This is a genomic window from Aquamicrobium ahrensii (genome assembly GCF_040545755.1).
In the GTDB taxonomy this organism is placed as follows: domain Bacteria; phylum Pseudomonadota; class Alphaproteobacteria; order Rhizobiales; family Rhizobiaceae; genus Mesorhizobium; species Mesorhizobium ahrensii.
Window position 1 is genome coordinate 205,391 of record NZ_JBEPMN010000005.1, and the last position, 26,092, is coordinate 231,482.

Annotated in this window: 28 protein-coding genes; 16 read left to right on the forward strand and 12 right to left on the reverse strand. The window is 64.3% G+C overall.

Annotated features, from left to right (window positions below; genetic code table 11):
* Positions 1 to 240 precede the first annotated feature (240 nt).
* Positions 241 to 1,650 carry a 3-isopropylmalate dehydratase large subunit gene (gene leuC, locus ABID44_RS09495; protein ID WP_354151460.1) on the forward strand — a complete coding sequence of 470 codons (1,410 nt, stop codon included), beginning with the start codon at positions 241 to 243 and terminating at the stop codon, positions 1,648 to 1,650.
* A 173-nt stretch (positions 1,651 to 1,823) separates the two neighbouring features.
* On the opposite strand, the gene ABID44_RS09500 is transcribed toward leuC, so the two are convergent.
* Positions 1,824 to 2,135, reverse strand: coding sequence for a hypothetical protein (locus ABID44_RS09500; RefSeq protein WP_354151461.1), 312 nt, complete (start codon positions 2,133 to 2,135; stop codon positions 1,824 to 1,826).
* Between the two features lie 148 nt (positions 2,136 to 2,283).
* Between ABID44_RS09500 and ABID44_RS09505 the strand changes: the two genes are divergently transcribed.
* On the forward strand, positions 2,284 to 3,501 hold the full coding sequence (locus ABID44_RS09505; protein WP_354151462.1) for a GGDEF domain-containing protein: 1,218 nt from the start codon (positions 2,284 to 2,286) through the stop codon (positions 3,499 to 3,501).
* Positions 3,502 to 3,567: 66 nt separating this feature from the next.
* Here ABID44_RS09505 and ABID44_RS09510 read toward each other — a convergent pair whose 3' ends face one another.
* Positions 3,568 to 3,921, reverse strand: a complete 354-nt coding sequence (locus ABID44_RS09510; protein ID WP_354151463.1) for a hypothetical protein — start codon at positions 3,919 to 3,921, stop codon at positions 3,568 to 3,570.
* 362 nt (positions 3,922 to 4,283) lie between these two features.
* On the opposite strand from ABID44_RS09510, the gene ABID44_RS09515 reads away from it, so the two are divergent.
* From ABID44_RS09515 to ABID44_RS09540, 6 genes are all read left to right on the forward strand, one after another.
* A complete protein-coding gene (locus ABID44_RS09515) occupies positions 4,284 to 4,670 on the forward strand; it encodes a hypothetical protein (RefSeq protein ID WP_354151464.1) in 387 nt (128 codons plus the stop codon).
* A gap of 246 nt (positions 4,671 to 4,916) precedes the next feature.
* Complete coding sequence (gene sdhC / locus ABID44_RS09520) at positions 4,917 to 5,339, forward strand: succinate dehydrogenase, cytochrome b556 subunit (protein WP_354151465.1); 423 nt, start codon at positions 4,917 to 4,919, stop codon at positions 5,337 to 5,339.
* Complete coding sequence (gene sdhD, locus ABID44_RS09525; RefSeq protein WP_354151466.1) at positions 5,336 to 5,731, forward strand: succinate dehydrogenase, hydrophobic membrane anchor protein; 396 nt, start codon at positions 5,336 to 5,338, stop codon at positions 5,729 to 5,731. The genes sdhC and sdhD overlap by 4 nt, the downstream gene beginning before the upstream one ends.
* Positions 5,732 to 5,734: 3 nt before the next feature.
* Positions 5,735 to 7,543 carry a succinate dehydrogenase flavoprotein subunit gene (gene sdhA / locus ABID44_RS09530; protein ID WP_354151467.1) on the forward strand — a complete coding sequence of 603 codons (1,809 nt, stop codon included), beginning with the start codon at positions 5,735 to 5,737 and terminating at the stop codon, positions 7,541 to 7,543.
* An 11-nt stretch (positions 7,544 to 7,554) separates the two neighbouring features.
* Positions 7,555 to 8,334, forward strand: a complete 780-nt coding sequence (locus ABID44_RS09535; protein WP_354151468.1) for a succinate dehydrogenase iron-sulfur subunit — start codon at positions 7,555 to 7,557, stop codon at positions 8,332 to 8,334.
* A 121-nt stretch (positions 8,335 to 8,455) separates the two neighbouring features.
* On the forward strand, positions 8,456 to 9,091 hold the full coding sequence (locus tag ABID44_RS09540; protein ID WP_354151469.1) for a YceH family protein: 636 nt from the start codon (positions 8,456 to 8,458) through the stop codon (positions 9,089 to 9,091).
* A gap of 54 nt (positions 9,092 to 9,145) precedes the next feature.
* Here the strand turns inward: ABID44_RS09540 and ABID44_RS09545 are convergent, their stop codons facing one another.
* The 3 genes from ABID44_RS09545 to ABID44_RS09555 form a co-directional block, all read right to left on the reverse strand.
* On the reverse strand, positions 9,146 to 9,583 hold the full coding sequence (locus ABID44_RS09545; RefSeq protein ID WP_354151470.1) for an OsmC family protein: 438 nt from the start codon (positions 9,581 to 9,583) through the stop codon (positions 9,146 to 9,148).
* An 87-nt stretch (positions 9,584 to 9,670) separates the two neighbouring features.
* Positions 9,671 to 10,132, reverse strand: coding sequence for a YbaK/EbsC family protein (locus ABID44_RS09550; protein ID WP_354151471.1), 462 nt, complete (start codon positions 10,130 to 10,132; stop codon positions 9,671 to 9,673).
* A gap of 40 nt (positions 10,133 to 10,172) precedes the next feature.
* Complete coding sequence (locus tag ABID44_RS09555) at positions 10,173 to 11,438, reverse strand: ubiquinone biosynthesis hydroxylase (RefSeq protein ID WP_354151472.1); 1,266 nt, start codon at positions 11,436 to 11,438, stop codon at positions 10,173 to 10,175.
* Between the two features lie 101 nt (positions 11,439 to 11,539).
* Here ABID44_RS09555 and tesB point away from each other — a divergent pair, with 101 nt between their 5' ends.
* The 7 genes from tesB to ABID44_RS09590 all read left to right on the forward strand — a co-directional run bounded on the left by tesB (position 11,540) and on the right by ABID44_RS09590 (position 20,518).
* Positions 11,540 to 12,409 carry an acyl-CoA thioesterase II gene (gene tesB, locus ABID44_RS09560; protein ID WP_354151505.1) on the forward strand — a complete coding sequence of 290 codons (870 nt, stop codon included), beginning with the start codon at positions 11,540 to 11,542 and terminating at the stop codon, positions 12,407 to 12,409.
* A 198-nt stretch (positions 12,410 to 12,607) separates the two neighbouring features.
* Positions 12,608 to 12,946, forward strand: a complete 339-nt coding sequence (locus ABID44_RS09565) for a P-II family nitrogen regulator (protein WP_354151473.1) — start codon at positions 12,608 to 12,610, stop codon at positions 12,944 to 12,946.
* Positions 12,947 to 12,978: 32 nt separating this feature from the next.
* Positions 12,979 to 14,331, forward strand: a complete 1,353-nt coding sequence (locus tag ABID44_RS09570; RefSeq protein ID WP_354151474.1) for an ammonium transporter — start codon at positions 12,979 to 12,981, stop codon at positions 14,329 to 14,331.
* A gap of 428 nt (positions 14,332 to 14,759) precedes the next feature.
* Positions 14,760 to 15,929 (forward strand): porin, encoded by a 1,170-nt coding sequence (locus ABID44_RS09575; protein ID WP_354151475.1) that lies wholly within the window; start codon positions 14,760 to 14,762, stop codon positions 15,927 to 15,929.
* Positions 15,930 to 16,178: 249 nt separating this feature from the next.
* Positions 16,179 to 18,845, forward strand: coding sequence for a DNA translocase FtsK (locus ABID44_RS09580; RefSeq protein ID WP_354151476.1), 2,667 nt, complete (start codon positions 16,179 to 16,181; stop codon positions 18,843 to 18,845).
* Between the two features lie 89 nt (positions 18,846 to 18,934).
* Entirely contained in the window at positions 18,935 to 19,618 is a 684-nt protein-coding gene (locus ABID44_RS09585; RefSeq protein ID WP_354151477.1) for an outer membrane lipoprotein carrier protein LolA, read from the forward strand.
* A gap of 96 nt (positions 19,619 to 19,714) precedes the next feature.
* The gene (locus tag ABID44_RS09590) at positions 19,715 to 20,518 is read left to right on the forward strand and encodes an exodeoxyribonuclease III (protein WP_354151506.1); all 804 of its coding nucleotides are present in this window, start codon (positions 19,715 to 19,717) and stop codon (positions 20,516 to 20,518) included.
* Positions 20,519 to 20,602: 84 nt separating this feature from the next.
* Here the strand turns inward: ABID44_RS09590 and ABID44_RS09595 are convergent, their stop codons facing one another.
* Both ABID44_RS09595 and ABID44_RS09600 read right to left on the reverse strand, forming a co-directional pair.
* Entirely contained in the window at positions 20,603 to 21,058 is a 456-nt protein-coding gene (locus ABID44_RS09595; protein ID WP_354151478.1) for a cyclic nucleotide-binding domain-containing protein, read from the reverse strand.
* Positions 21,059 to 21,143: 85 nt separating this feature from the next.
* Positions 21,144 to 21,827: a response regulator transcription factor gene (locus ABID44_RS09600; RefSeq protein WP_354151479.1), complete on the reverse strand. Its 684-nt coding sequence runs from the start codon at positions 21,825 to 21,827 to the stop codon at positions 21,144 to 21,146.
* Between the two features lie 122 nt (positions 21,828 to 21,949).
* Here ABID44_RS09600 and ABID44_RS09605 point away from each other — a divergent pair, with 122 nt between their 5' ends.
* On the forward strand, positions 21,950 to 22,513 hold the full coding sequence (locus ABID44_RS09605) for a L,D-transpeptidase family protein (RefSeq protein WP_354151480.1): 564 nt from the start codon (positions 21,950 to 21,952) through the stop codon (positions 22,511 to 22,513).
* Here ABID44_RS09605 and ABID44_RS09610 read toward each other — a convergent pair.
* From ABID44_RS09610 to tsaD, 5 genes are read right to left on the reverse strand one after another with little or no spacing between them, the layout of a single operon-like run.
* Positions 22,506 to 23,213 (reverse strand): class I SAM-dependent methyltransferase, encoded by a 708-nt coding sequence (locus ABID44_RS09610; RefSeq protein ID WP_378226591.1) that lies wholly within the window; start codon positions 23,211 to 23,213, stop codon positions 22,506 to 22,508. The two genes, ABID44_RS09605 and ABID44_RS09610, sit on opposite strands and share 8 nt — an antisense overlap.
* Complete coding sequence (locus tag ABID44_RS09615; protein WP_354151482.1) at positions 23,168 to 23,593, reverse strand: EVE domain-containing protein; 426 nt, start codon at positions 23,591 to 23,593, stop codon at positions 23,168 to 23,170. The genes ABID44_RS09610 and ABID44_RS09615 overlap by 46 nt, the downstream gene beginning before the upstream one ends.
* Before the next feature lie 16 nt (positions 23,594 to 23,609).
* Positions 23,610 to 23,903, reverse strand: coding sequence for a YciI-like protein (locus ABID44_RS09620; protein ID WP_354151483.1), 294 nt, complete (start codon positions 23,901 to 23,903; stop codon positions 23,610 to 23,612).
* A 12-nt stretch (positions 23,904 to 23,915) separates the two neighbouring features.
* Positions 23,916 to 24,914, reverse strand: a complete 999-nt coding sequence (locus tag ABID44_RS09625; RefSeq protein ID WP_354151484.1) for an NAD(P)H-dependent glycerol-3-phosphate dehydrogenase — start codon at positions 24,912 to 24,914, stop codon at positions 23,916 to 23,918.
* Entirely contained in the window at positions 24,911 to 26,002 is a 1,092-nt protein-coding gene (gene tsaD / locus ABID44_RS09630) for a tRNA (adenosine(37)-N6)-threonylcarbamoyltransferase complex transferase subunit TsaD (RefSeq protein ID WP_354151485.1), read from the reverse strand. The genes ABID44_RS09625 and tsaD overlap by 4 nt, the downstream gene beginning before the upstream one ends.
* Positions 26,003 to 26,092 lie beyond the last annotated feature (90 nt).

Here is a 26,092-nt window from a genome sequence, read left to right on the forward strand (position 1 = left end):
GACGCCCGGCGCGTGCGCGGCGATTGCCGTCGCGGCAAAAGATTGGTATCTAGGGGTGATGGAAGAACTGTTTGGAGACCCGTGCTACAAAGGGTTTGTGCTGCAGGACAAGAAGCGTCTGCCGGCACGGTTCTTTGCGTGGGTCTCAGGCTCGGCGACCAGCCGACTTCGCTAGAGCGCGCCTGATCGCCATCGGCCCGATTGCGGGCTTCCCTTTCCATTATCGACGGATTTACGCAAATGAGCGCACCGCGCACCCTCTACGACAAGATTTTCGATGACCACGTGGTCGACCGCCAGGACGACGGCACCTGCCTGCTCTACATCGACCGGCATCTCGTGCATGAAGTGACCAGTCCGCAGGCCTTTGAGGGGCTGCGCATGGCCGGCCGCAAGGTCCGCCACCCGGAGCGGACGCTGGCCGTGGTCGATCACAACGTCCCGACCTCGCCCGACCGCGTCAACGGCATCAAGAACGAGGAAAGCCGCATCCAGGTCGAGGCGCTGGCCCGCAACGCTGCGGACTTCGGCGTCGAGTACTATTCCGAGAAGGACCGCCGGCAGGGCATCGTCCACATCATCGGCCCCGAGCAGGGCTTCACTCTTCCCGGCATGACCATCGTGTGCGGCGACAGCCACACCTCGACCCATGGCGCGTTCGGCGCGCTGGCGCATGGCATCGGCACCTCCGAGGTGGAGCATGTGCTGGCCACCCAGACGCTGATCCAGAAGAAGGCGAAGAACATGCTGGTGCGCGTCGACGGCCAGCTGCCGGCCGGCGTCACCGCCAAGGACGTCATCCTCGCCATCATCGGCGAGATCGGCACCGCCGGCGGCACCGGCTACGTCATCGAATATGCCGGCGAGGCGATCCGTTCGCTGTCGATGGAAGGCCGCATGACGGTCTGCAACATGTCGATCGAAGGCGGCGCGCGCGCCGGCCTCATCGCGCCCGACCAGACCACCTTCGATTATGTGAAGGACAAGCCGCGCGCGCCCAGGGGCAAGGCGTGGGACATGGCGGTCGAATATTGGAAGACCCTCGCGACCGACGAGGGCGCGCATTACGACAAGGTCGTCGTGCTCGACGCGGCGAAGCTGCCGCCGATCGTGACTTGGGGGTCGTCTCCGGAAGACGTCGTCTCGGTGACCGGCGTGGTTCCCGATCCGGACCTGATCGAGGACGAGACCAAGCGCAACTCCAAGAAGCGCGCGCTGGAATATATGGGCCTGACCGCCGGAACGAAGATCACCGACATCGAGATCGACCGCGTGTTCATCGGTTCCTGCACCAATGGCCGCATCGAGGATTTGCGCGCCGTGGCGGAAGTGGCCAAGGGCAGACAAGTCAATCCGCGCGTCAACGCCATGATCGTGCCGGGCTCCGGGCTGGTGAAGGCGCAGGCGGAAGCCGAAGGGCTCGACAAGATCTTCATCGAGGCCGGCTTCGACTGGCGTGAACCGGGCTGCTCGATGTGCCTTGCCATGAACGACGACCGCCTGAGCCCCTACGAGCGCTGCGCCTCGACCTCGAACCGCAATTTCGAGGGCCGTCAGGGCTTCAAGGGCCGCACCCATCTGGTCTCGCCGGCCATGGCGGCGGCGGCGGCCATCGCCGGTCATTTCGTGGATATCCGCGACTGGAAATAAGCGCGGACGAAACCGCCTGAAGGAAAAAGCCCCGCACTGGAATGCGGGGCTTTTTCGTCACTCAAGCGCGTCGCGATGAAACGGACTCAGGCGACACGCTGTAAGTCTTTGTTTCATGCTTCTCGTCGTCCCGAAACCGGTTCCCACTTTCGGGCGACATGCTGTCGTCCGCGTCAATCCTGACGGCGCGCGAATTCGTGATAGGAATCGCGGCGACCGGGCACGTCCTTGCCGACCACCAGCGCCAGATGCGCCGCGTCGAACAGGCGGAACCACTCGTCCCACTCGACCAGTTCGTAGCCGCCGGCATTGGCCGGGCGCTCCGCCTGTCCGGTGTCTGCATAGGCGTGCTGGCCGAAGACCAGCCGCAGCATCGGTTGCGTTCCCGCTTCGGGGGACACGTCCACGACCGCCGGCGCGCCGGCGCGCGCGGCCGCCCAATCCCTGATCGCGTCGTGATCGGTAAGTGTGACCGTCTCGGCCATAGCAAGCCTCCTTCGCCCAATGGCTGATAACGCCGGCCCCTGCCCGGAGTTCCACGCCTCCAGCATCGCATAAAATTCGCGGCGGGGCTTCCCCGTTAACCGGATTTTGGCTGTCCTTGGGTAAGCCGGGTCAGGGGGTGGATATCATATGGGCGGCGCAAGCTTCATTCTCGCCATCAATCTGTTTCTCTCCGGCCTGCTGGCCGGGGCGTTCATGATGATCGCCGTCCACGACGTCCGTCGCGTTCCGGCCCGCTGGCTGGTGCTTTCAAACCTGCTGTGCATGACCTATCTGGTCGCCGAATTCGGCATTCCGGCCTTCGAAAATGCGCGCCTGCCGGTGGTGCTGGCCTTTTCCCTCTTTTTAGCTTCGACCATCACCTACAATTTTGGCGTGGCCCGCAAATACGATGTTGTGCTCGGCTGGACGCCGATGCTGGCGTTCTTCACCGGTGCGACCGTCTTGCTCTATTTCGCGCAGGATCTGCCGCGCCATTCCACGGCCAGGATGATGGCGTATCAGTTGCCCTATGCCGTGATGCAACTCGTCGCTGCCGGCATCATCGTGAAATCGCGACAACGGATGGAACTGGCCGACCGCCTGCTGATGGCGGCGCTGCTCGGGAGCGGGGTTCAGTTCGCGGCGAAGCCCTTCCTCGCCCATGCGCTGGGCGGCTGGGGAAACGCGCCTCAGGAATATGTTCAAACCGCTTATGCGATGGCCTCGCAATCGCTCGGCACGATCTTCGCCATGGCCGTCGCCGTGCTGACGCTGGTCGTGCTGGTTCGCGACGTGATGTCGGACGCCAATGCGCGATCGGAAATCGATGCGCTGTCGCGCCTGTTCAACCGCAGCGGCTTCATGGCCCATGCGGGCCAGGCGTTGCGCGCCGCGCCGCATACGGGCGCCCCGGTTTCTCTGGTGATCGCCGATCTCGATCATTTCAAGCAGATCAATGACGGGTTCGGCCATGCGACGGGAGACAGTGTCATCGAGCTCTTCGCAGGCTTGCTGGCCCAAGGGGCAGGGCAGGGCCATGTCGTCGGGCGCATAGGTGGCGAGGAGTTCGCCGTTCTTCTGACCGGGACAAATCTGGGCGGTGCGCGCCTGTTCGCGGAAGGCGTGCGCACCGCCTACGAGATGCGGCCGATCGACGGCTTGCCTGAAACCCGGCGTTGCACCGCCAGTTTCGGCATCGCCGAAGGGCTTCCTCAGGAAAGCCTTGGTGATCTCATGCGCCGCGCCGATGAAGCGCTTTATGTCGCCAAGAAAGAGGGACGAAACCGGGTGCGCGTCGCATCGGCTACCTCGAACCTGCCGGAAACAGGCCCCCGAGCCGCCGCAAGTCAGAGTATCTTCCTCTGACCGGTTGTCGCGCGCAATTCTGAGCGCAAACGCCCCGGCCTGCTTTTGCGGAAACCGCCCGAAGATTTAACGGCAGGGGCTGAGTTCGGGCATCTCGCCGTCGGACAGGCCGTACATGTAGCTGCGGCCCTTGACGAATACGGGCGGCCGGTAGCAGTCGGCCGCCCGGGCCGCATTTTCTTCCGCTCTGTCGAGATAGATGACCTTCGGCGTATTCGACGCCATATAGGCGGCGGCCTGCCTGACCGTGTGGCCCTGACCGACGACAATGCGCTTGTAGCCCGCCGCGCTGTCGACGACGAGATTGCCGAAGGAATCGGCGTAGACATGATCGCCTTGTTGCCCCGCCGCTGCTGGCAGGGCCTGACAAAGGGCGAATGCGGCAACGGCAATCGCCGACAGATGGACTATGGAGCGCATGATGGCTCTCCCCCAATATGGCGGAACAATCGCCGCCCTGATCCCATGCCTCAGAATTAACCATTTCTTAACCTTTGTTAAGATGGAAGGCGACGCCGTGTTCCGCCTTTTCGTCCGGTGGCGTCATCTCTGCCTCTGCCTGTGCCTGTGCCTGGATATGGAGAGGTATTTTCTGGAACCTCCACCGGTTTTTGGCGTGCGGGCGGACAGCGCACTTGATCAGGCGCGGTCCGCGCGGTTACATCGAACTGCATCCTGCAGGGGTGCTATTGGTTCGGTTGCAGGTGAAAACTCCCGAATCAATCCGCAAGCGGAAGCTATTTCCGGGCCATGTGCGGCCCGCGCTCCCAGGAGGTGATCCGATGAAACTGTGCCGGATGGCGAGGGTGGCTGTCACCCTTTTTCCTCTTGCCTGCGCGGCCTGTGTGTCGAACCAGGGTGCAAGGGCGCTTGAAGACAAGGCGCTGGTGGGGCCGGAAGGCGAGCAGGGATCGATGGCGATCGTCGCCGAGAAGGAAGTCGCCCAGCCGGCGAGGGCGACTTACAATTGCGCCGATGGCAGCATGATGACGATCCGCAATCTCGGCGCGTCGATACGTGTGATCGGGCCGGACGAGGAAGAGGAGCTGCCCGCCTCGCCCGCCAATCAGCGCAGCCGCTATGGCCAGGGCGTGGACGCCATCGTGCTCGACGGACGCGAGGCGCTCGTGGTCAAGGGCCGACATTCTCCGCTCACCTGTACAAGATGAGTGTTTTAGTCAGGTTAAGTATTCGTCGCCGTGACCTTGAACTTCCTTAATCGGTTGAACTTCAGCAAGCCGAATTGCTCAGACTAAATTATGAATAGAAAACGGTTTTCTGGCTTTGACGCGGTGCAAAAAGAGTTCTAGAACGCCGCAGTCCTTAAAGTCGCTTTTCGAGCCGGCAGTGACGCGTCCGCGTCAGAATGCCCGCGCATTGCAACCCAGTTCGGGAAGCCCAGTTTTGGGGGAGCCATGAGCCGTTCACCAGCCACCCATGCACAGCCTAGACCACGGCCGCTATCGCCACACCTGACGATCTACCGGCCCAAGATCACGATGACCACGTCGATCCTGCACCGCATCACCGGCGGCGCGCTTTACGTGGGCACTCTTCTGGTCGCGCTCTGGCTGATCGCCGCCGCCACGTCGAAGGAAACCTTCGATTACATCAACTGGTTCTTCGGCACTCTCATCGGCCGGCTCATCCTGCTCGGCTATACATGGGCGCTGATGCTGCACATGCTGGGCGGTGTCCGCCACTTCATCTGGGATGCCGGCGCAGCGCTCGACAAGCACTCCGCCTCCAGGCTCGCCTGGGCGACGCTGGTCGGCTCGGTCGTTCTCACCGTCGCTGTCTGGACTGTCGGCCTGATCGTGCGCGGAGGCTGGGCATGAGCGCTTCCCGCAACGATATGCGCACGCCGCTGGCGAAGGTTCGCGGTCTGGGGTCGGCCCGCGAGGGCACCATGCATTTCTGGCGCCAGCGTCTCACCGCCGTCGCCAACATCCCCCTGTTCCTGTTCTTCGTCGGCTTCCTGATCGTGATGAACGGGGCCGGCTATGACGACGTGCGCGCAGCGCTCGCGCATCCGGCCGTCGCGCTGGTGATGGTCGCCATGCTCGTGTCGGGCCTCTACCACATGCGCCTCGGCATGCAGGTCATCATCGAGGACTATGTCCATGGGGAAGGCTCGAAGCTCGCGCTCCTGATCCTCAACACTTTCTTCACGGCGGCGGTCGGCATCGTTTCGGTGTTCGCGCTGCTCAAGCTCGCATTCGGAGGCTGACCGGTGGCCGCCTATAATTATGTCGATCACAAATATGATGTCGTTGTCGTCGGCGCCGGCGGCGCCGGCCTGCGCGCCACGCTCGGCATGGCCGAGCAGGGGCTGAAGACAGCCTGCATCACCAAGGTTTTCCCCACCCGTTCGCACACGGTGGCCGCACAGGGCGGCATCGCCGCCTCGCTGCAGAACATGGGGCCCGATCACTGGCACTGGCATCTCTACGACACCGTCAAGGGCTCCGACTGGCTGGGCGACACCGACGCGATGGAATATCTGGCGCGCGAAGCGCCGGCGGCGGTCTATGAGCTGGAGCATTATGGCGTGCCCTTCTCGCGCACCGAGGAAGGCAAGATCTATCAGCGCCCGTTCGGCGGCCATATGCAGAATTTCGGCGACGGCCCGCCCGTGCAGCGCACCTGCGCGGCCGCCGACCGCACCGGCCACGCCATCCTGCACACGCTCTACGGCCAGTCGCTGAAGCATCAGGCGCAGTTCTTCATCGAATATTTCGCCGTCGACCTCATCATGGAAGAGGACGGCACCTGCACCGGCGTGGTGGCGTGGAACCTCGATGACGGCACCATCCACCGCTTCTCCGCGAAGATGGTGGTTCTGGCGACCGGCGGCTATGGCCGCGCCTATTTCTCCGCCACTTCCGCACACACCTGCACCGGCGACGGCGGCGGCATGGTCGCACGCGCCGGCCTGCCGCTTCAGGATATGGAATTCGTGCAGTTCCACCCGACCGGCATCTACGGCGCCGGCTGCCTGATCACCGAAGGCGCGCGCGGCGAGGGCGGCTATCTGGTCAATTCCGAGGGCGAGCGCTTCATGGAGCGCTACGCGCCATCGGCCAAGGACCTTGCCTCGCGTGACGTGGTTTCGCGCTGCATGACCATGGAAATCCGCGAGGGGCGCGGCGTCGGCAGGAACAAGGACCACATCTTCCTGCACCTCGACCATCTCGATCCGGCGGTGCTGCACGAGCGCCTGCCCGGCATTTCGGAATCGGCGAAGATCTTCGCAGGCGTCGACCTCACCAGGGAGCCGATCCCGGTGCTGCCGACGGTGCACTACAACATGGGCGGCGTTCCGACCAATTACTGGGGCGAGGCGCTCAACCCGACCAGCGGCGACCCGGATCGCGTGACGCCCGGCCTGATGGCCGTCGGCGAAGCCGGTTGCGCCTCGGTGCACGGCGCCAATCGTCTGGGCTCCAATTCGCTGATCGACCTTGTAGTGTTCGGTCGCGCCGCCGCCATCCGCGCCGGCGAGATCGTCGATCCCAAGTCGGCGGTGCCCGCGCTCAACAAGATCGCCTGCGACAAGATCATGGATCGCTTCGACCGTCTGCGTCACGCCAGCGGCTCGACGCCGACCGCCGTCATCCGCGAGCGCATGCAGCGCGCCATGCAGGATGACGCGGCGGTGTTCCGTACGCAGGAGTCGCTGGAGAACGGCTGCAAGCGCATCTCGCAGATCTGGGGCGAGATGAAGGACGTCAAGGTCTTCGACCGTTCGATGATCTGGAACTCGGACCTCGTCGAGACGCTGGAGCTGGAGAACCTGATGGCCAACGCCATCACCACCGTCTACAGCGCCGAGGCGCGCAAGGAGAGCCGCGGGGCGCATGCACGCGAGGATTTCTCGGCCCGTGACGACGCCAACTGGCGCAAGCACACGCTGTCTCATCTCAGCCCAGACGGCAAGGTGACGCTCAGCTACCGTGGGGTCAAAACCGAGCCGCAGCTCAAGCCCGAGGACGGCGGCATCGACCCGGCCAAGATCGCGCCCAAGGCGCGTGTGTATTGAGGATCTGAAAAATGGTCGAACTCACGCTCCCCAAGAACTCGCAGATCACGCAGGGCAAGACCTGGCCGAAGCCGGAGGGCGCCACCAATCTGCGCGAGTACCGTATCTATCGCTGGTCTCCGGATGACGACGAGAACCCGCGCATCGACACCTATTTCGTCGATATGGACGATTGCGGGCCAATGGTTCTCGACGGCCTGTTGTGGATCAAGAACAAGATCGATCCGACGCTGACGTTGCGCCGGTCCTGCCGCGAAGGCATTTGCGGTTCCTGCGCCATGAACATCGACGGCGCCAACACGCTGGCCTGCACCAAGGGCTCGGATGAGATCAAGGGACCGGTCAAGGTCTATCCGCTGCCGCATATGCCGGTGGTCAAGGACCTCGTGCCGGACCTCAACAATTTCTACGCCCAGCACGCCTCGATCGAGCCCTGGCTGCAGACCGTTTCTCCCGAGCCCGCCAAGGAATGGCTGCAGAGCCATGAGGACCGCGAAAAGCTCGACGGCCTCTACGAGTGCATCCTGTGCGCATGCTGCTCGACGGCGTGCCCGAGCTACTGGTGGAACGGCGACCGCTATCTCGGACCGGCCGTTCTGCTGCAGGCCTATCGCTGGCTGATCGACTCCAGAGACGAGGCGACGGGCGAGCGGCTGGACAATCTGGAAGACCCGTTCCGGCTGTATCGCTGCCACACCATCATGAACTGCACGCAGACCTGCCCCAAGGGGCTGAACCCGGCCAAGGCGATTGCGGAAATCAAGAAGATGATGGTCGAGCGCCGCGTCTGACGCGCGATTCCTCGCTAGATGCGGGCGTGAAAAGTTTGCGCCCTCGTCCCGATCGGTTATAGCAAGGCCGCCGCCGGAACCCCGGCGGCGGCCTTGTCTCTGGATCGGAGAGTTCGAAACGATGAACGGCGACGAATTTCCCACGCTCAGCGCACTCGAAGCCCGGATACTGGGCTGCCTCATCGAGAAAAAGGAACTGACGCCGGACGTCTATCCGCTCACGGCCAATGCGCTTCTGGCGGCAGCGAACCAGAAGACGGCGCGCGAGCCGGTCATGGCGCTGTCGCAGTCGGATGTGATGCGCGGCCTCAAGATGCTGGAGCAGAAGGGGCTGGTGCGGCAGATTTTCGGCTCGCGTGTCGAGCGTTACGAGCATCTGATGGGCCAGAAGTTTTCGCTGACCGTGCCGCAGACGGCGCTGCTTGGGTTGCTGATGCTGCGCGGTCCGCAGACCCTGCATGAATTGCTGGCGCGCGGCGAGCGCCTCGCCCGCTTCGCTTCCGCCGATGATCTGCGCGGCGAACTCGACATGCTGATCGGCAAGCGCCCGCCCCTGGTGCAGGAAATCGGGCGCGGCCCTGGCCAGCGCGAGGACCGCTTCGCGCATCTTCTGTGCGGACCGGTGGACATGGCGGCCATTTCAGCCGCTTCCGGCCCTGTAGTGGTGTCGGGCGACGCCGGACTCGAAGTGCGCATCGCGGCGCTGGAAGAGCAGGTGCGGCAACTTACCGAAAGACTCGACGCGCTGGGCGGCTGAAGCGCTCGCCGGATTGAAAAGCCCCGGAGTCCGGGGCTTTTGTGAGCGCTCCGTTCAGGCCAGCTTCGCGTCGAGCGTCACCTTGATCGCGCCGAGCGCTTTAGAGACCGGGCAGCCGGCCTTGGCCTTGTCGGCCAGTTCCCGGAATGTCGCTTCATCGATGCCCGCCACCTTGCCGGTGAGTTTCAGTGCGCTTTCGGTGATCTCGAAACCGCCGCCGGTCGCCGGACCGTAGGTGACCACGGCCTCGGCCTTGAGTTCCTCCGCCGGAGTGCCATTCTCCGCCAGGAAATGGGAAAGCTGCATGGCGAAGCAGCCGGCATGGGCGGCTGCAATCAGTTCTTCCGGATTGGTGCCGGACTTGCCGGCTTCATCCTGAAACCGGCCCTTGAAGGAATAGGGCTGTTGGGCGAAAGCGCCGCTTTGGGTGTCGAGCGTGCCGGAACCCTCGGTGAGGGTGCCGTTCCAGACGGCGGTGGCGTGACGGTTCATGATCATCTCCTTCTGCCAGATCGGCAGGCGGCGCCTGCCTGATGAAGGAGATAGTGTGCCCTTGCGGATTTGTAAGGCAAGGGCCGCCTATTGGCACACATCGACCCATTCGGCGCCGGTCAGTTCGGCGAGTCTCGTCGTCGGCACGCGCACCGCCGCGTTCGTCGCGCCCGCGGCGGGCACCACTTCCTCATAGGCGCGCAGCGAAACGTCGCAGTAGACCGGCAACTCCGTGGCCAGGCCGAACGGGCACACGCCGCCGATGGGATGGCTGGTCAGCTCCATCACCTGCCCGGCGTCGAGCATGCGGGCCTTGCCGCCGAACCGGTCCTTGAACTTGCGGTTGTCGATGCGGGCGAGGCCGCCGGCCACGATCAGCACGGGCGGCTGGTCGCCGGCCCTGAGGCAGATCGTCTTGGCGATCTGGGCCGGCTCCACGCCATGGGCCTCGGCCGCCAGCGCCACCGTGGCGGAGCTTTGGTCGGTGACGATGACTTCGAGGTCGGGCGCGTGTGTCCTGAAGAAGGCGCGGACGGAATCGAGGCTCATGGGCTACCTCCTCAAATGGCTGTGGTGGAACGGAGCGGCTTTAAAGGGGCTCGCCCTTCAAGAGCCGTGGCGTGGGTCCGGCAAGGCCGGCAGCCTGCCTGATGAAGAAATTCTTCAGCCTGGGCAGGCGCTCGACCAGCCCGAGGCCGAAGTCGCGCGCGGCGCGGACGGGCGCTGCGTCGTTGGAGAACAGGCGCGTCAGAATGTCGGTGGTCACACCCATCTGCACCGTGTCGAAGCGGCGCCATTGCTGATAGCGCTCCAGCACGTCAAGCGCGCCGATGTCCTGTCCGAGCCGGTCGGCCTCGACGATCACCTCGGCGAGCGCGGCCACATCCTTGAGGCCAAGGTTCAGGCCCTGTCCGGCGATGGGGTGGATGCCGTGGGCGGCGTCGCCGGCGAGCGCCACGCGCGCCGCCACGAAGCTGCGGGAAAGCGTGAGGCCGAGTGGCCAGGCGCGGGGCTTGTCCTCAACCCGGATCTCACCAAGTTCAAGCCCGAAACGGCGCTCCAGCTCCGCCTCGAAGATCATCTCGTCGCCGTTGATCAGCCTTTCGGCCTCTTCGGTGCGCTCGGCCCAGACCAGCGACGAGCGGTTGCCTTTCAGGGGCAGGATGGCGAACGGTCCGGCGGGGAAGAAGTGCTCGACGGCGCGGCCGTTGTGCGGACGCTCATGCGCCACGGTGCAGACGATGCCGGACTGGCCGTAGTCCCAGCGCACGGTCTTGATGCCGGCCATGTCGCGCAGCTTCGAGCGCACGCCGTCGGCGGCCACAAGCAGCCGCGCGCGCAGCGACGCGCCGTCGGCCAGTTGCACGGTGACGCCGCCGCCGTCCGTGTCGAAGCCCTGCACGCCGACGCCCTGGATGATGTCGACGCCCAGTTCGGCGGCCCGGTCGCGCAGGGCGCGGTTGAGGTCGCGGTTGGCGATCATGTGGGCGAAGGGTTCGCCCGGCGCAATCTCGCCGTCGAAGGTGAGGAACACCGGCCGCACCGGGTCGCCGGTGCGCGAATCGGTGATGATCATCTCGGTGATGGCCTGCGCGTGCGGCTCGACGCGGCGCCAGATATCGAGCTGTTCCAGCATGCGAGAGGCGGCGGCGGCGATTGCCGAGGCGCGGCTGTCCTTCCGCCAGACATCGGCGGGCGCGGCGTCGACCACGGCGACCCTGAGGCCCGGACGCGCGTGCTTGAGGGCGACGGCGCTGGCCAGTCCGACATACCCCGCGCCCGCAACCAGAACGTCGAGCCTGCCGGTGTCAGACAATTCGTTCGCGGCCTTCGTCGCTTCGCTCGTTCCAGACATCGTTCAACCTCTTCTTCGGCCGACTGCGGATATACAGCAGCCTTGACGCGATGCCCATCCTGTCGGACACCACGGGCCACGATAAGGCAAGGGACCAGATGATGACGACGGCCATGGACGAGCTTCTTTCCATTCTCGACCTTGAAAGGCTGGAGCACAATCTGTTCCGTGGTCGCAGCCCGCAAAGCGACTGGCAGCGCGTGTTCGGCGGCCAGACCATCGCGCAGGCGCTGGTGGCCGCCCAGCGCACCGTGGAGCCGGATCGCCATGTGCATTCGCTGCACGGCTATTTCATGCTGCCGGGCGACACCAAGCTGCCCATCGTTTATGAGGTGGACCGCATCCGTGACGGCGGCTCCTTCACCACAAGGCGCGTCGTGGCGATCCAGCACGGCCACGCGATTTTTTCGCTGGAGGCGTCGTTCCAGCAGGACGAGGAGGGGCTTGAGCATCAGGCGCCCATGCCGCTCGACGTTCCCGAGCCCGATTCGCTGATGTCGCAGAAGGAGCTGATCGGCCGCTTCGGCGACACCGTCCCGGAAGGCATCAAGCGCTACTGGGAGCGGCCGCGGCCGGTGGAGATGAAGCCGGTGATGCTCAAGCACTATACGAGCCGCGAAAAGCTGGAGCCGAAGCAGAACATCTGGATTCGCACCACCGGCCCGGTTCCGGCCGACCGCGCGCTGCAGTCCGCGGTGCTGGCCTATCTCTCCGACATGACGCTGCTCGACACCTCGACCTTCGCCCATGGCCGCGCCGTCTTCGATCGCGACATCCAAGCCGCCAGCCTCGACCACGCCATGTGGTTTCATCGCCAGAATCCGCTGGACGACTGGATCCTCTACACGCAGGACAGCCCCTCCACGCAGGGCGGGCGCGGTTTCACGCGTGGCGACCTGTTCGCGCGCGACGGAACCCTGATCGCTTCGGTCGCGCAGGAAGGCCTGATCCGCTTGCGTCGTCAGCCTTAATTTTATGCAGATGGAATATTCTGCATAAAAATTAGTCTGCCGTGGGAGCGGCTTGTCTGCCGCGCATCCCCAGATTCAAATTTTATCCTTTTTAAATCAGAGTGTTGAGCTTCCGTTCCCGCAATTGGCACGGAGCTTGATTGACCCTTTGTGCTGCCGGTCCGTGTGGGGCCGGCGCACCAGCAGAGGGTGAAGCTGATGAAAATCGTGATGGCTGTCATCAAGCCGTTCAAGCTCGACGAGGTGCGCGAGGCGCTGACTGCGCTCGGCATCGAAGGCCTGACCGTCACCGAGGTCAAGGGCTACGGGCGTCAGAAGGGGCATACCGAAATCTACCGCGGCGCCGAATACGCGGTGAGCTTCCTGCCGAAGATCAAGATCGAGGTCGCGGTTGCCGGCGACCTCGCCGACAAGGCCGTCGAGGCCATTCGCATCGCAGCCCGGACGGGCCAGATCGGCGACGGCAAGATCTTCGTCTTCGGCATCGATCAGGCCGTGCGCATCCGCACCGGCGAAACCGACACCGACGCCCTGTGATCCGGCGCGGTCGACCTATCATGGAGAGATCAATGCGTTTTTCTTCCACCCTCAGAAGAGCGGGGCTGTTCGGTCCGGCGGCTCTCGCCCTGTTCGGTCCGCTCGCCGCGTTGGCGCAGGAGACCGCCCCGGAGGCGGCTGAAGCCGCGACGGAAGCAGCGGCTTCGGCACTCGATTCCGGCGACACCGCATGGATGCTGGTTTCGACCATCCTCGTGCTGTTCATGATCCTGCCCGGCCTCGCTCTCTTCTATGGCGGGCTCGTGCGCGCCAAGAACGTGCTGTCGGTGCTCATGCAGTGCACCATGATCACCGCGGCGGTTATCGTGGTGTGGGTGCTGTGGGGCTACTCCTTCGCTTTCGGCGGCAGCGAAAGCGCCTTCTTCGGCGGTTTCGGCAAGCTGTTCCTCGCCGGCGTGACGCCGGAGTCCGAAGCGGGCTCCATTCCCGAACTGGTCTTCATCTGTTTCCAGATGACCTTCGCCTGCATCACGCCGGCGCTGATCGTCGGCGGCTTCGCCGAGCGCGTGAAGTTCGGCGCGCTCGTCCTGTTCGTCGTGTTGTGGGTCAGTCTGGTCTATTTCCCGATCGCGCATATGGCGTGGGATGAGAACGGCCTGTTCTTCGGATGGGGCGTGATGGATTTCGCCGGCGGCACCGTGGTTCACATCAATGCGGGCATCGCAGCGCTGGTCGGGGCGATCATCATCGGCAAACGCGCGGGTTACGGCAAGGAGAACATGGCCCCCCACAACCTGCCGCTGACGCTCGTTGGCGCGGCTGTGCTGTGGGTGGGCTGGTTCGGCTTCAACGCCGGCTCGGCGCTTTCGGCCGGCGGAACTGCTGCGCTCGCCATGATCAACACCTTCACCGCCACCGCAGGCGCGGTCATCGCCTGGTCGGCCGTCGAAAAGGCGGTGCGCGGCAAGGCCTCGATGCTCGGCGGCGCATCCGGCGTGATCGCCGGCCTCGTCGCCGTGACGCCGGCGGCGGGCTTCGTCGGCCCGGTCGGCGCGATCGTTCTGGGAGCGATCGCCAGCGTCGTGGCCTATTATTTCGTCGCGGTGGTCAAGCACAGGCTCGGCTATGACGATTCGCTGGATGTGTTCGGCATTCACGGCGTGGCCGGCATCGTCGGGGCCATCGGAACCGGCGTCTTCGCCTCCGCTTCGCTTGGCGGCGTCGGCTACGAGGAAGGCGTGACCATGGGCGCTCAGGTCTGGACGCAGATCCTTGCCGTTCTCGTCACCATCGTCTGGTGCGGCGTGGTCTCCGCCATCCTTTACAAGCTGGTCGACCTGGCCGTCGGGCTGCGGCCGGCCGCGGAGGCTGAAGCGCAGGGCCTCGACATCACCTCCCATGGCGAAGTCGCCTATCACGCATAACCACCCCATCACTCATCAACCACCAAAGGGGAACGCCTCGGAAAGGGGCAAATAGAGTGGACGCGCCACAGGTTCCGCCGTGGCGTTCCTTGGGGGCCGGTTCTGCCGGCCCTCTTTTTTTGGGCGGTTCCATTCCGATTCGAGCCGTGATGCGGAAAAACGCCCCCGGCAAGGCCCCAATGGTTAACGAGAGGTTTCCGCGCCCTGCAAAAACGTGGCGTTTCTGCAACACACCTTTCGGATAGCAGCCGCAGGGGTTGCAGCGCGTTGTGTTCCTTGTTGAACGCGCCGGCCCGATGGGTAATGTCGGTTTCGAAGGAGAGGCGCGGTGCGCGTCTTTTTCACCGTAGGGGATGGGGCAGGGAACGCTGTCCTTCAGCAAAGAATAGCCCAGACCCGTTTTTGAACTTTTGACTGGAGGTCAGAAAATGAACATCAAGAGCCTGCTTCTCGGCTCCGCTGCGGCTCTCGTCGCAGTCTCCGGTGCGCGCGCCGCCGACGCTATCGTCGTGGCCGAGCCGGAACCCGCTGAATACGTCCGCATCTGCGACGTCTACGGCGCTGGTTACTTCTACATCCCGGGCACCGAGACCTGCCTCAAGGTCGGCGGCTACCTGCGCTACGACATCGGCGTTGGTGACGTGTCGGGCATCGAAAGCTTCGACAAGAAGGACGCTCTGGCCGGTATCCCCGATCTGAACGACACGTACTTCAAGCGCATGCGCGCCCAGCTCACCTTCGACGCCCGTTCGGAGACCGAGTACGGCACCCTGCGCGGCTTCATCGCCACCTACTACCAGCGCGATTCCATCGAAGCCAGCGCCACGATCCCCGGTGTTGGTACCGTTGATCCTTTGTCGAGCACTGAGTCTTCCTGGGCTCTTGAGCACGCCATCATCCAGCTCGGCGGCCTGACCATCGCCTACACCGACTCGCTGTTCGAGACGCTGACCGACTCGGCCGGCTCGGTCATCAACGACGACATCGGCGTCAACTACACCCCGGGCAAGACCCACCTGATCGCCTACACCTTCGACGGCGGCAACGGCTTCTCCGCCACGATCGGCGTTGAAGAAGGTTCCGGGGTTAACTACACCATCGATTCCTACGTTCCGCATGTCGTGGCTGGCGCCTCGTTCACGCAGGGCTGGGGCAAGGTGTCGGGCGTCATCGGCTACGACTCCAATTATGGTGAAGTTGCCGCCAAGCTGCGCGTCGACTTCAACGTCAACGAAGCTCTGAGCCTCTGGGTCATGGCCGGTTACCAGGATTACGACTTCGATCGTGCCTGGGTTCTCGGCACCGCCACGACGCTCGGCAAGAGCGGCTATTATGGCGTCTGGGGCGGCGACTGGGCTGTCTGGGGCGGTGGCAAGTATCAGTTCACCGACAAGGCCGCGCTGGACTTCCAGCTCGCTTATGACGACCATGAGAACTTCGGCGCTGCTGTCGGCGTGAACTACGCACTGGTTCCCGGCTTCAACATCCGTCCGGAAGTTGTCTACGCGTCTGGTTACGAGCGCGACATCACCGGCGCCAAGGTTGGCGGCAAGCAGGACGGCTGGGGTGGTTACCTCCGCTTCCAGCGTTCGTTCTAAGATCGGTTTCACCGTCTGAACAGAAGAACCCGGCAGGCAACTGCCGGGTTCTTTCTTTTTGAAGCCGCGCCAATGCCCGCTGGTTCCGAAATCGGCGCGCCGAAAGCGCAGCACGGAGCGCGCAGCTTTTGGGGATCAAGTCCCGCAACCCCCATGGTTAATGCGGTTTTAACCATCCCTTCGCTAGTTTGAGCCTCAGAGTCTGTCCGGCGTCCGCGCCGGCTCACCACGACCGACGAGGATCAATTCATGCGTTCAGGGGCTACCGCACGGCTTGCGCTGGAAGATTCGGCCTATGGGGGCTTGCAGGCGTTCGCGCGCCGGCAGGTGGGCCGGATGGCTGGCTTTGCGCTGTTCGCTTTCGTCGCCTTCGGGGTCGCCGCTCTGGCGACATGGAATGTCGCGGACCCGAGCTTCAGCCACGCGACGGACGCGCAGGTCACCAACGCCATGGGCTATGCCGGCGCGGTGTTTTCGGACCTCGCCATGCAGTTCTTCGGCCTGTCCGCGGTCGCCGGGCTTGCGCCGGCGGTGATCTGGGGCGTCCTGCTGTTTTCCGGTCGCGCCGTTGATCGCATGCCGAAGCGCGCCCTCGGCTGGTTTGGCTTTTCGCTGGCCGCCGCGGCCATGGCCGGCTGTATCTCCCCTCCGCCCACCTGGCCCCTGCCGACCGGCCTTGGCGGCGTGTTCGGCGATATGGTGCTGAAGCTCCCCGGCATGGTCATCGGAGGCTACCCGACCGGCCTGTTCGCGGCCGGCGTCATCGCGTTTCTTGCGGTTCCCGCATTGTGGCTGTTCGCCTATGGCTCGGCTCTCATCAGGCGTCGCAACGGTTTCGCCATTATGGAACCTGAAGAGGACGAGGAACTCGACCAGGGCGCCAGCCAGTTCGGTGACGACGATGAGGACGATGACGGGCGCGGCAGCCTCGTATTGGGGATGCTGGCGCACTGGTGGATGTCGGCGCGTGCGTGGACGCACAGGCATATGCCTTCTCGCCGCGCGGCGGATGACGGCTATTTCGAAACCCCGGAGCAGTCGCGCGCCAGCGCCTGGCGTCGTGCGGCTGAGCGTGTGGAATCTGCCGAGATGGAAGAGGCGCGCATGATCCGGGGCGGCAACGCCCGTGTCGAGCCGGAATTCTTCGCCGAAATGGTGAGGCAGCGCGCGCCGTCGCTCGATCCGCATGATCGCGACATGTTCGACGACGCCGGAACGGACGACCTCTATTTCGACGATCAGCAGGCGCAGGCGTCTCATGGCCACGTCCAGCATTTCCGCTCGCCGGAAGCAACCGCCCGCGTAACCGCGCCTGCGCCACGTCCGGCGCAGGGCGCGCGCGTGCAGCGTGAGGCGCAGACTTCGTTGATCCCCCCGGGGCTGATCGGAAGCGGCAGCTTCGAAATGCCGTCGCTGCATTTCCTGTCCAATCCGCCCAATGTCGTGCGTGACGCCAGCCTGTCAATGGATGCGCTGGAGCAGAATGCGCGCCTGCTGGAAGGCGTGCTCGAAGACTTCGGCGTCAAGGGGGAGATCATTCAGGTGCGCCCCGGCCCTGTGGTCACGCTTTATGAGCTTGAGCCCGCGCCGGGCATCAAGTCGAGCCGTGTCATCGGTCTTGCCGACGACATCGCGCGTTCCATGAGCGCGATCGCAGCGCGTGTCGCCGTGGTTCCCGGCCGCAACGCCATCGGCATCGAGCTGCCGAATGCGCGGCGCGAGACGGTTTACCTGCGCGAAATCCTCGCCAGCCGCGATTTCGAGACCAGCAAGGCGAAGCTGGCGCTGGCGCTCGGCAAGACCATCAATGGCGAGGCGGTGATCGTCGATATCGCCAAGATGCCGCACGTTCTGGTGGCCGGCACCACCGGCTCGGGCAAGTCGGTCGCCATCAACACCATGATCCTGTCGCTGCTCTACCGCATGACGCCGGAACAGTGCCGTCTGATCATGATCGACCCCAAGATGCTCGAACTGTCGGTCTATGACGGCATCCCGCATCTGCTGACCCCTGTCGTGACCGATCCGAAGAAGGCGGTGGTGGCGCTGAAGTGGACGGTGCGCGAGATGGAGGACCGTTACCGCAAGATGTCCAAGGTGGGCGTGCGCAACATCGACGGCTTCAATGCGCGCGTCGCCCAGGCGCACAAGAAGGGTGAGCAGATCACCCGCACGGTGCAGACCGGTTTCGATCGTCAGACCGGCGAGGCGATCTACGAAACTGAACATCTCGACCTCGAGCCGATGCCCTTTATCGTCGTCATCATCGACGAGATGGCCGACCTGATGATGGTCGCTGGCAAGGACATCGAGGGCGCGGTGCAGCGTCTCGCCCAGATGGCGCGCGCCGCCGGCATCCATGTCATCATGGCGACGCAGCGGCCGTCCGTGGACGTCATCACCGGCACCATCAAGGCCAACTTCCCGACCCGCATCTCCTTCCAGGTCACCTCGAAGATCGACAGCCGCACCATCCTGGGCGAGCAGGGCGCGGAACAGCTTCTGGGCATGGGCGACATGCTCTATATGGCTGGCGGCGGCCGTATCCAGCGTGTGCACGGCCCCTTCGTCTCCGACGACGAGGTCGAGAAAGTGGTGGCCCATCTCAAGCTTCAGGGCGTGCCGCAATATCTCGACGCCATCACCGAGGATGACGAGGATGATGACGAGGCTTCGGGCAAGGGCGGCTCGGGCGGCGGGAACTTCGAGGATTCCGACGATCCCTACGATCAGGCGGTGGCGGTGGTGCTGCGCGACGGCAAGGCCTCGACCAGCTACATCCAGCGCCGGCTCGGCATCGGCTATAATCGCGCGGCCTCGATCATCGAGCGCATGGAGCAGGAGGGCATCGTCGGTCCCGCCAACCATGCCGGCAAACGCGAAATCCTCGTGCCGACGGAAGAGGACAAGTTCTGACCGGCTTCATGGAAGTTCTTGAACTGGTCAAACTTAAGCCCAACTGAAAGCGAATATGGATTTTCGAAGGGCAGACGAGAGCGAGACGAATGACAAACCAGATTTTTGCCACGGTTGCCGAAGCCGCCCCCTCGCGCCGCAGGTTTCTCGGGCTCGGCTTCGCATGCGCGGGTGCGGCCGCGCTCCATATCGTGCCGGGCCTGCATCCTGTCGCCGCCGCTCATGCGGCGACGCCTGCGGCGGCCCAGCGCATCGCCGATCATTTTTCGTCGGTGAAGTCGATGACGGGCGAGTTCGTGCAGTTCGGTCCGAAAGGCGAGCAGACGGGCGGCAAGTTCTTCCTGCAACGGCCGGGGAAAATCCGCTTCAACTATGACGGATCGTCGAATTTTCGGGTGATCGCCGACGGCAAGTCGGTGGTGATCCTCAATCAGAAGCTGCGCACTTCCGACCTCTATCCCCTGTCGAAGACCCCACTCAAGCTGCTGCTCGACGAGCGCATCGACCTGTCGGGCGACAAGGTGAAAAGCGTCAAGCAGGAAGACGATCTCACCACCATCCAGCTTGCCGACAAGTCTGTGTTCGGCAACGCCATGATCACCATGATGTTCGATCCCAAGACCTATGAACTGCGCCAGTGGACGATCACCGACGCGCAGGGCAAGGACACCACGGTGATGATCTTCAACGTGCAGGAAGGCGTGCGCTTCGCCGCCGACACCTTCACCATCGATTATCGCGCCAACCGCGTGCTCAACAGCAAGGGTCCGTAAGGTCCCGCGCACAGCATCTGTGGAAATCTTCCCAGGTTATGCCGCAAAGCGCGCCCCGGCTTGTCTTTGGCGCGCGCCGCTGACATGTTCCGCGCCATGTCTTTCACGCTCGCCACCTGGAACATCAACTCCGTCCGCCTGCGCATGCCGCTTGTCGAGCATTTCCTGGAGCGACACCAGCCCGATGTGCTGTGTTTGCAGGAAACTAAGTGCCCGGACGATCTGTTCCCGTTCAAGCCCCTGCGCAAGCTGGGTTACGAGCACATCGCCATCCACGGGCAGAAGGGGTATCACGGCGTCGCGACCATCTCGCGCCGGCCGCTGGAAATCGTGGAAAAGCGCCGCTTCTGTGAGATCGACGACAGCCGCCACCTTTCGGTGAAGCTGGAGGCGGGATCACGCCAGATCGTGCTGCATAATTTCTACGTTCCTGCTGGCGGCGACGAGCCGGATCCGGAAATCAACGTCAAGTTCCGGCACAAGCTCGATTTCGTCGAGGAGATGCGCGCCATCCGCGCCGAGCAGAATGACGTGACGGGCTCGATTCTGGTGGGCGATCTCAATATTGCGCCGCTGGAACATGATGTCTGGTCGCACAAGCAGCTTCTCAAAGTGGTCAGTCACACGCCCATCGAGACGACGAATTTCGAGGCCATGCGCGAGGCCGGGGAATGGGTGGACCTGATGCGCCACAACATTCCCCACGAGCAGAAAATCTATACATGGTGGAGCTACCGCGCGCGCGACTGGGAGGCGTCGGACCGTGGCCGCCGTCTTGACCATGTGTGGTCGTCCTCCAATCTCGTGCCGCACTTTTCCGGCTACGAAATCCTGCGCGAAGCGCGGGGATGGGAGCGACCGTCCGACCACGTCCCGGTGATCGCGCGATTTGACCTGTAGAGCGCCGCGCGTCCTTTCGGATGCTTAAAGGACGCCCAAAACTTTGATAATCCGAAAACCGATTCCACTTTCGGGCCCGATGCCTCACCCCTCGAAGCGGGGCGCCATGCCTTCGATGCGTTCGACCAGCGCCTGAAAGCGTTGCAGGATGCGGGCGTGGAGATGCACGGCGACCTCCGGATATTCCTCAAGAATACGCCGGAACATGGAGCGGTTGAGCCGCAGCACCTGCGTATCGGACTGGGCATAGGCGCTGGTCATGCGTCGTGTGTCGGCGATCAGCGCCATTTCGCCGAGGATTTCGCCCGCACCGGCCGAGGCGATCGGTGTGCGGTCCGGGTCGGTCTCATGGTAGAGGGCGACACGCCCGCTGAGCACGATATAGGCGCAGTCAGCCTCATCCGCCTCGCGATAGAGCTTGCGGTCGGCCTGCAGGGAGGTCGTCTCCGCGCCGAAGGCGAGCAGGCGCAACTGTTCCTGCGTGAAATCCGCAAACAGCTCCACGCCAGACAGGATGCGGATGTCATCATCCAGCGCCATCAGCTATGTCCCCGTGTCGACAGGCCGTTTTCCCTCCTCAGACGACCCGCCCCGAATCGTTATCGGTTACTACACCCGAAATTGCTTAAGGAACCAGCTTGTAGCCTCCACTTTCCGTAACGAGAATTTCGGCGTTGGACGGGTCGCGCTCGATCTTCTGGCGCAGGCGATAGACATGGGTCTCCAGCGTATGGGTGGTGACGCCCGAATTATACCCCCATACCTCCTCGAGCAGCACGTCGCGGGTGACGACTTTCTGGTCCGCGCGATAAAGATATTTGATGATCGCGGCTTCCTTCTCGGTGAGCCTGATCTTGCCGCCACGCTGGTCGATCAGCAGCTTCTGGCTGGGTTTGAATGTGTAGGGGCCGACCGTGAAGGTGGCGTCCTCGCTCTGCTCATGCTGGCGAAGCTGGGCGCGGATGCGAGCCAGCAGCACCGCGAAGCGGAACGGCTTGGTCACATAGTCGTTGGCGCCGGCTTCCAGCCCCAGAATCGTGTCGGAATCGGTGTCGTGCCCGGTCAGCATGATGATGGGAGCCTTGAAGCCGTTCTTGCGCAGCATCTTGACCGCCTCGCGCCCATCCATGTCGGGCAGGCCGATGTCCATGATGAGCAGATCGATCAGGCCGTTGCGCACCGTGGATGTGCCGCGGGCGGCGCTGGCTTCCTGCAACACGTCGAACTCCTCGTAGAGCGACAATTGCTCCACCAGCGTTTCGCGCAGGTCGTCGTCGTCATCGACAATCAGTATGGTCCGTGAGGTCATGGATCAGTCCGTTCTTCTTCCTGGTCCTTCGGCTTCAGGTTGACCGAGGCGATTTTTTGCGGAAGGTGACCGGCAAACTTCCGATCACGCTGATTTGTTCCGTGGCCAGATCATACAGGAAAATGCGCGGACGCAATGCCGCGACTGAAACTTTCCCCGGTGGCCTCGCCGCTCTTGTGGTGCGCGCGCGCCCCGGCAAGCCCTCGCAGGGGTTTTTGCAGGCTGGCCCGCTGGTGTTCCCCTGTGCGCTGGGCAGGGGCGGCGTCACTTCCAGCAAGCGCGAAGGAGATGGCGCGACGCCGCTCGGGTCCATGCGCATCCTGTCCGGCTATTTCCGCAACGACCGCTTTGCGTCGGCCCGCAGTACGCGATTGCCGATGGCTGCAACGGATGCCGGGCTCGGCTGGTGCGACACGCCGGCGGATCGCAATTACAACCGGCCGGTGCGTCTGCCCTACAAGGCTGGCCACGAAACCATGCAGCGGGCCGATCATCTCTACGACGCCTGTCTGGTGCTCGACTGGAACATTGCGCCGCGAAAGCGCGGCCGTGGCAGCGCCATCTTCTTCCATCTGGCGCAGCCGGGCTACAAGCCGACCGAGGGGTGCGTGGCCATCAGCCGCCGCGACATGGAGCGATTGTTGCCGCATCTGTCGCGGCGCACGGTGCTGAAAGTGGTCAAATAGAGCTTCCGATGAAGCGCCACACGGTGGTGTGCTTGACCTCGGCATCCTCCAGCGCGCGCGTTACGGGCACTTCGTACATGGCGAGTTTTTCCAGTCCGTGTTTCGGGAGATAGGAGCGGCCGGGGTCGCCGACCAGAATCTGCGCTCCGCGCGCCCTGAGCGCCTCGAACCACGGGATGAGCCCCTGCGCGAACGGTTTTTCGTAGAATACGTCGCCGGCCAGCACCACGTTCCAGCCGTCATCCGATCCGACGAGGTCGGAGCCGTCGAAGGCGATGGAAACGTCGTTGGCCTGCGCATTGAGGCGGATCGCCGTTTCGCAGAACGGGTCGATGTCGGCGGCAACCACGCTTGCCGCGCCGGCTCGCGCGGCAGCGATAGCCACCAGGCCGGAACCGGTGGCGAAATCCAGCACCTTGCCGCCATGCACGATTTGCGGATGGTCGAGGATGTGGCGGGCAAGCCCCTGTCCGCCGGCCCAGGCGAAGGCCCAGAATGGCGGGGGAAGGCCGATCTCGGCCAATTCCTCCTCGGTGCGCCGCCACAAATCATGCGCCTCATGCGCGAGATGCAGCGCGATTTCGGGCACATGCGGCGGCCTGAGCAACGCCGTATTGGCGCGGATGAAGGCCTCCGCCGTCCGCGCCGCCGGTTTCATGGGGCGGGTATGAGGCCGCCCATGCGGCAAACTTCTTCCCATTCCTCGCGCGTCACCGGCTGCACCGAAAGGCGGCCGAGACGGACCAGCGCCATTTCCGACAGATGCGGATTGGCCTTGACGTCGGCCAGGCTGACGGGAACAGGCATATCGCGCACATAGCGGATGTCGACGCATTCCCAGCGCGGGTCGTCACTGGTGCTGTCGGGATGGGCCAGCGCGCAGACCTCGACGATGCCGACGACGTTCAGCCCCTCGTTGGAGTGATAGAAGAAGCCAAGGTCGCCGATCTCCATGGCGCGCATGTTGTTGCGGGCGGCATAGTTGCGCACCCCGTCCCATTCCTCGCCCTTGGCGCCCTTCTTCTTCAGGTCGTCGAGGGAGAATTTGAACGGCTCGGATTTGAACAGCCAGTAGTTCATTGCGAACACGCTCCCTTCAGGCCGCGGGCTTGTTGACGACCCAGTTCCAGGCGCGCACCTCGACGCTCTCGAACAGGCCGGCTCCGGCATAGGGATCGCGGGCTGCGATCGCCTCGGCTTCGGCCTTGTCGTCCGCCTCGACCACCACGAGGCTGCCTTCCGGCTTGCCGTCATCATCCAGGAACGGACCGGCGAAGGCGACCTTCTTCGCCTCGTTCAGTTCCTGAAGCCAGGCGAGATGCGAGGGGCGCGTATCGAGGCGGATCTGCAGCGCTCCGGGCCTGTCCTTGCAGATGAGGGCAAACAGCATGTCGGGTAGCTCCTAGATCGTGTTTTCGTGTTTGAGGGGGCGCGTCATCAGCGCTTCCACCGCCTCGCCGACGGTGATCGCTCCGGCGAGTATGGCGGCGACGGCTGAGATGATGGGAGCCTCGACGCCATGGCGGGCGGCAAGCTGGGTGGCGATTGACGCCGTGGGCACGCCCTCGGCCAGCGGGCGGCCTTCGAGCGGCTCGCCGCGGCCCAGCGCGACGCCATAGGTGAAATTGCGCGACTGGGTGGAGGAGCAGGTGAGCATCAGGTCGCCGAGGCCGGAAAGACCCATCAGCGTTTCCGGCTGCGCGCCGAAGGCCGCTCCCAGACGGCGCAGCTCCACGAAGCCGCGCGTGACCATGGCGGCCTGCGCGCTGGCGCCCAGCTGAGCGCCGACCACGGCCCCGGCGGCTATGGCGAAGACGTTCTTCAGCGCGCCGCCCAGTTCCACGCCGATGACGTCGTCGCTCGAATAGCAGCGCAGGTTGCGGGCCGAGAAGCGGGCGGCAAGGTCCATGGCGAGCGCGTCGTCCTCGGCGGCCACGACCACAGCCGTCGGCAGGCCGCGCGCGACATCCGCCGCGAAGCTTGGGCCCGACAGCACCGCCACCGGATTGTCGGGCAGGATTTCGGTGACGATGGACGACAGCAGAGCGCCCGTCTCCCGCTCGATGCCCTTGGCGCACAGCACCAGCGGGATGCCGGGCGGCATATGCGGCTTCACCGTGCCGAGCACGCTGCGCAGCGATTGCGCCGGCGTGACCGAAAGCACGCAATCGGCATCGGCCAGAGCCTCTCTCAGGTCGGTGGTCGTCTCGATGCCGGTGTCGAATGAGATGCCCGGCAGATAGCGCGGGTTTTCACCCCTTGCTATGGCCGCCGCCATTTCGGCGTCGCGCGCCCACAGGCGCACCGAATGACCGGCGTGGAGGGCAGCGAGCGCCAGCGCCGTGCCCCATGCGCCGCCACCCAGAACGGCGGTGCGCGATATGGCGGGTTTCCCGTTCATGCCTTGGCTCCCCGTCTGCCGGAACCGACCACCGGCGCGGACACCTCGTCCAGCGGCCAGCGCGAACGCGGCGCGAAATCGAAGGCGTCGGTATCGGCCATATCGGCGTTCAGCCGCTCGATGCCGGCCCATGCGATCATCGCGGCGTTGTCGGTGCACAATTTGTGCGGCGGGGCGACGAAGCGGAAGCCGTTTTCGGCGCACAGGCGCTCCAGCGTCTCCCGGATCGCGCGGTTGGCGGCGACGCCGCCCGCCACCACCAGCGCTGGTGCGGCCTTGTCCGGATAGGCCGTCCGGAAGCGCAGCAGGGCGCGCTCGACGCGGTCGGCCAGCGCATCCGCCACGGCAGTCTGAAACGAGGCGCAGATGTCGGCCACATCCTGCCCGGACAGCGGCGCTATGGCCGTCGCAGCCTGCCGAACAGCCGTCTTGAGGCCGGAAAATGAGAAATCGGGCTGCGCCGAGCCCTTCATCGGGCGCGGAAAGGCGAAGCGGGCGGGATCGCCGGTCGCCGCCGCTTTCTCGACATTGGGGCCGCCGGGATAGGGCAGGGCCAGCATCTTGGCGACCTTGTCGAAAGCCTCGCCCAGCGCATCGTCGATGGTCGTCGCCCAACGGCGATAGTCGCCGACGCCGGCCACACGCACGATCTGGGTGTGGCCGCCAGACACCAGCAAGAGCAGATAGGGGAAATCGAGCCCGTCGGTGAGGCGGGCGGTCAGCGCATGGCCTTCGAGATGATTGACGGCGATCAGCGGTTTGCCGGTGGCGGCGGCGATCGCCTTGGCCGTCATCAGGCCGACGATCAGCCCGCCGACGAGACCGGGACCGGCGGTGGCGGCGATTGCATCGACATTGGCCAGCGTGACGCCGGCGTCACCCAGCGCGGCTTCGACAATGCCGTCCAGCGCCTCGACATGGGCGCGCGCGGCGATTTCCGGCACCACGCCGCCGAAGGCCGCATGTTCCTCGACCTGGCTCAGCACCACGTTCGACAGGATCTCGGGCTTCCCCGAGGGAGCGTCGAGCGCAACGACGCTTGCCGCCGTCTCGTCGCAACTCGTCTCGATGCCCAGCACGCGTATCACCTGGTCGCGATCCTCAAAGTTGCCCCTGAACCTTTTCCCCGATAGGAGAGGGCCGATCATAATCGTCGCCGGGGTTATCATGGACCGCGT

Bases quoted from the DNA above. Each gene is read 5' to 3' on its own strand.
- ABID44_RS09600 (WP_354151479.1), bottom strand. From the start codon at position 21,827: ATGACCTCACGGACCATACTGATTGTCGATGACGACGACGACCTGCGC.
- ABID44_RS09570 (WP_354151474.1), top strand. From the start codon at position 12,979: ATGCGTTTTTCTTCCACCCTCAGAAGAGCGGGGCTGTTCGGTCCGGCG.
- ABID44_RS09515 (WP_354151464.1), top strand. From the start codon at position 4,284: ATGAAACTGTGCCGGATGGCGAGGGTGGCTGTCACCCTTTTTCCTCTT.
- ABID44_RS09510 (WP_354151463.1), bottom strand. From the start codon at position 3,921: ATGCGCTCCATAGTCCATCTGTCGGCGATTGCCGTTGCCGCATTCGCC.
- ABID44_RS09505 (WP_354151462.1), top strand. From the start codon at position 2,284: ATGGGCGGCGCAAGCTTCATTCTCGCCATCAATCTGTTTCTCTCCGGC.
- leuC (WP_354151460.1), top strand. From the start codon at position 241: ATGAGCGCACCGCGCACCCTCTACGACAAGATTTTCGATGACCACGTG.
- ABID44_RS09535 (WP_354151468.1), top strand. From the start codon at position 7,555: ATGGTCGAACTCACGCTCCCCAAGAACTCGCAGATCACGCAGGGCAAG.
- ABID44_RS09500 (WP_354151461.1), bottom strand. From the start codon at position 2,135: ATGGCCGAGACGGTCACACTTACCGATCACGACGCGATCAGGGATTGG.
- ABID44_RS09585 (WP_354151477.1), top strand. From the start codon at position 18,935: ATGACAAACCAGATTTTTGCCACGGTTGCCGAAGCCGCCCCCTCGCGC.
- ABID44_RS09610 (WP_378226591.1), bottom strand. From the start codon at position 23,213: ATGGGAAGAAGTTTGCCGCATGGGCGGCCTCATACCCGCCCCATGAAA.
- ABID44_RS09625 (WP_354151484.1), bottom strand. From the start codon at position 24,914: ATGAACGGGAAACCCGCCATATCGCGCACCGCCGTTCTGGGTGGCGGC.
- ABID44_RS09615 (WP_354151482.1), bottom strand. From the start codon at position 23,593: ATGAACTACTGGCTGTTCAAATCCGAGCCGTTCAAATTCTCCCTCGAC.
- ABID44_RS09540 (WP_354151469.1), top strand. From the start codon at position 8,456: ATGAACGGCGACGAATTTCCCACGCTCAGCGCACTCGAAGCCCGGATA.
- ABID44_RS09580 (WP_354151476.1), top strand. From the start codon at position 16,179: ATGCGTTCAGGGGCTACCGCACGGCTTGCGCTGGAAGATTCGGCCTAT.
- ABID44_RS09605 (WP_354151480.1), top strand. From the start codon at position 21,950: ATGCGCGGACGCAATGCCGCGACTGAAACTTTCCCCGGTGGCCTCGCC.
- ABID44_RS09590 (WP_354151506.1), top strand. From the start codon at position 19,715: ATGTCTTTCACGCTCGCCACCTGGAACATCAACTCCGTCCGCCTGCGC.
- ABID44_RS09555 (WP_354151472.1), bottom strand. From the start codon at position 11,438: ATGTCTGGAACGAGCGAAGCGACGAAGGCCGCGAACGAATTGTCTGAC.
- ABID44_RS09595 (WP_354151478.1), bottom strand. From the start codon at position 21,058: ATGGCGCTGGATGATGACATCCGCATCCTGTCTGGCGTGGAGCTGTTT.
- sdhC (WP_354151465.1), top strand. From the start codon at position 4,917: ATGAGCCGTTCACCAGCCACCCATGCACAGCCTAGACCACGGCCGCTA.
- ABID44_RS09575 (WP_354151475.1), top strand. From the start codon at position 14,760: ATGAACATCAAGAGCCTGCTTCTCGGCTCCGCTGCGGCTCTCGTCGCA.
- ABID44_RS09545 (WP_354151470.1), bottom strand. From the start codon at position 9,583: ATGAACCGTCACGCCACCGCCGTCTGGAACGGCACCCTCACCGAGGGT.
- ABID44_RS09550 (WP_354151471.1), bottom strand. From the start codon at position 10,132: ATGAGCCTCGATTCCGTCCGCGCCTTCTTCAGGACACACGCGCCCGAC.
- ABID44_RS09620 (WP_354151483.1), bottom strand. From the start codon at position 23,903: ATGCTGTTTGCCCTCATCTGCAAGGACAGGCCCGGAGCGCTGCAGATC.
- sdhD (WP_354151466.1), top strand. From the start codon at position 5,336: ATGAGCGCTTCCCGCAACGATATGCGCACGCCGCTGGCGAAGGTTCGC.
- ABID44_RS09565 (WP_354151473.1), top strand. From the start codon at position 12,608: ATGAAAATCGTGATGGCTGTCATCAAGCCGTTCAAGCTCGACGAGGTG.
- tesB (WP_354151505.1), top strand. From the start codon at position 11,540: ATGACGACGGCCATGGACGAGCTTCTTTCCATTCTCGACCTTGAAAGG.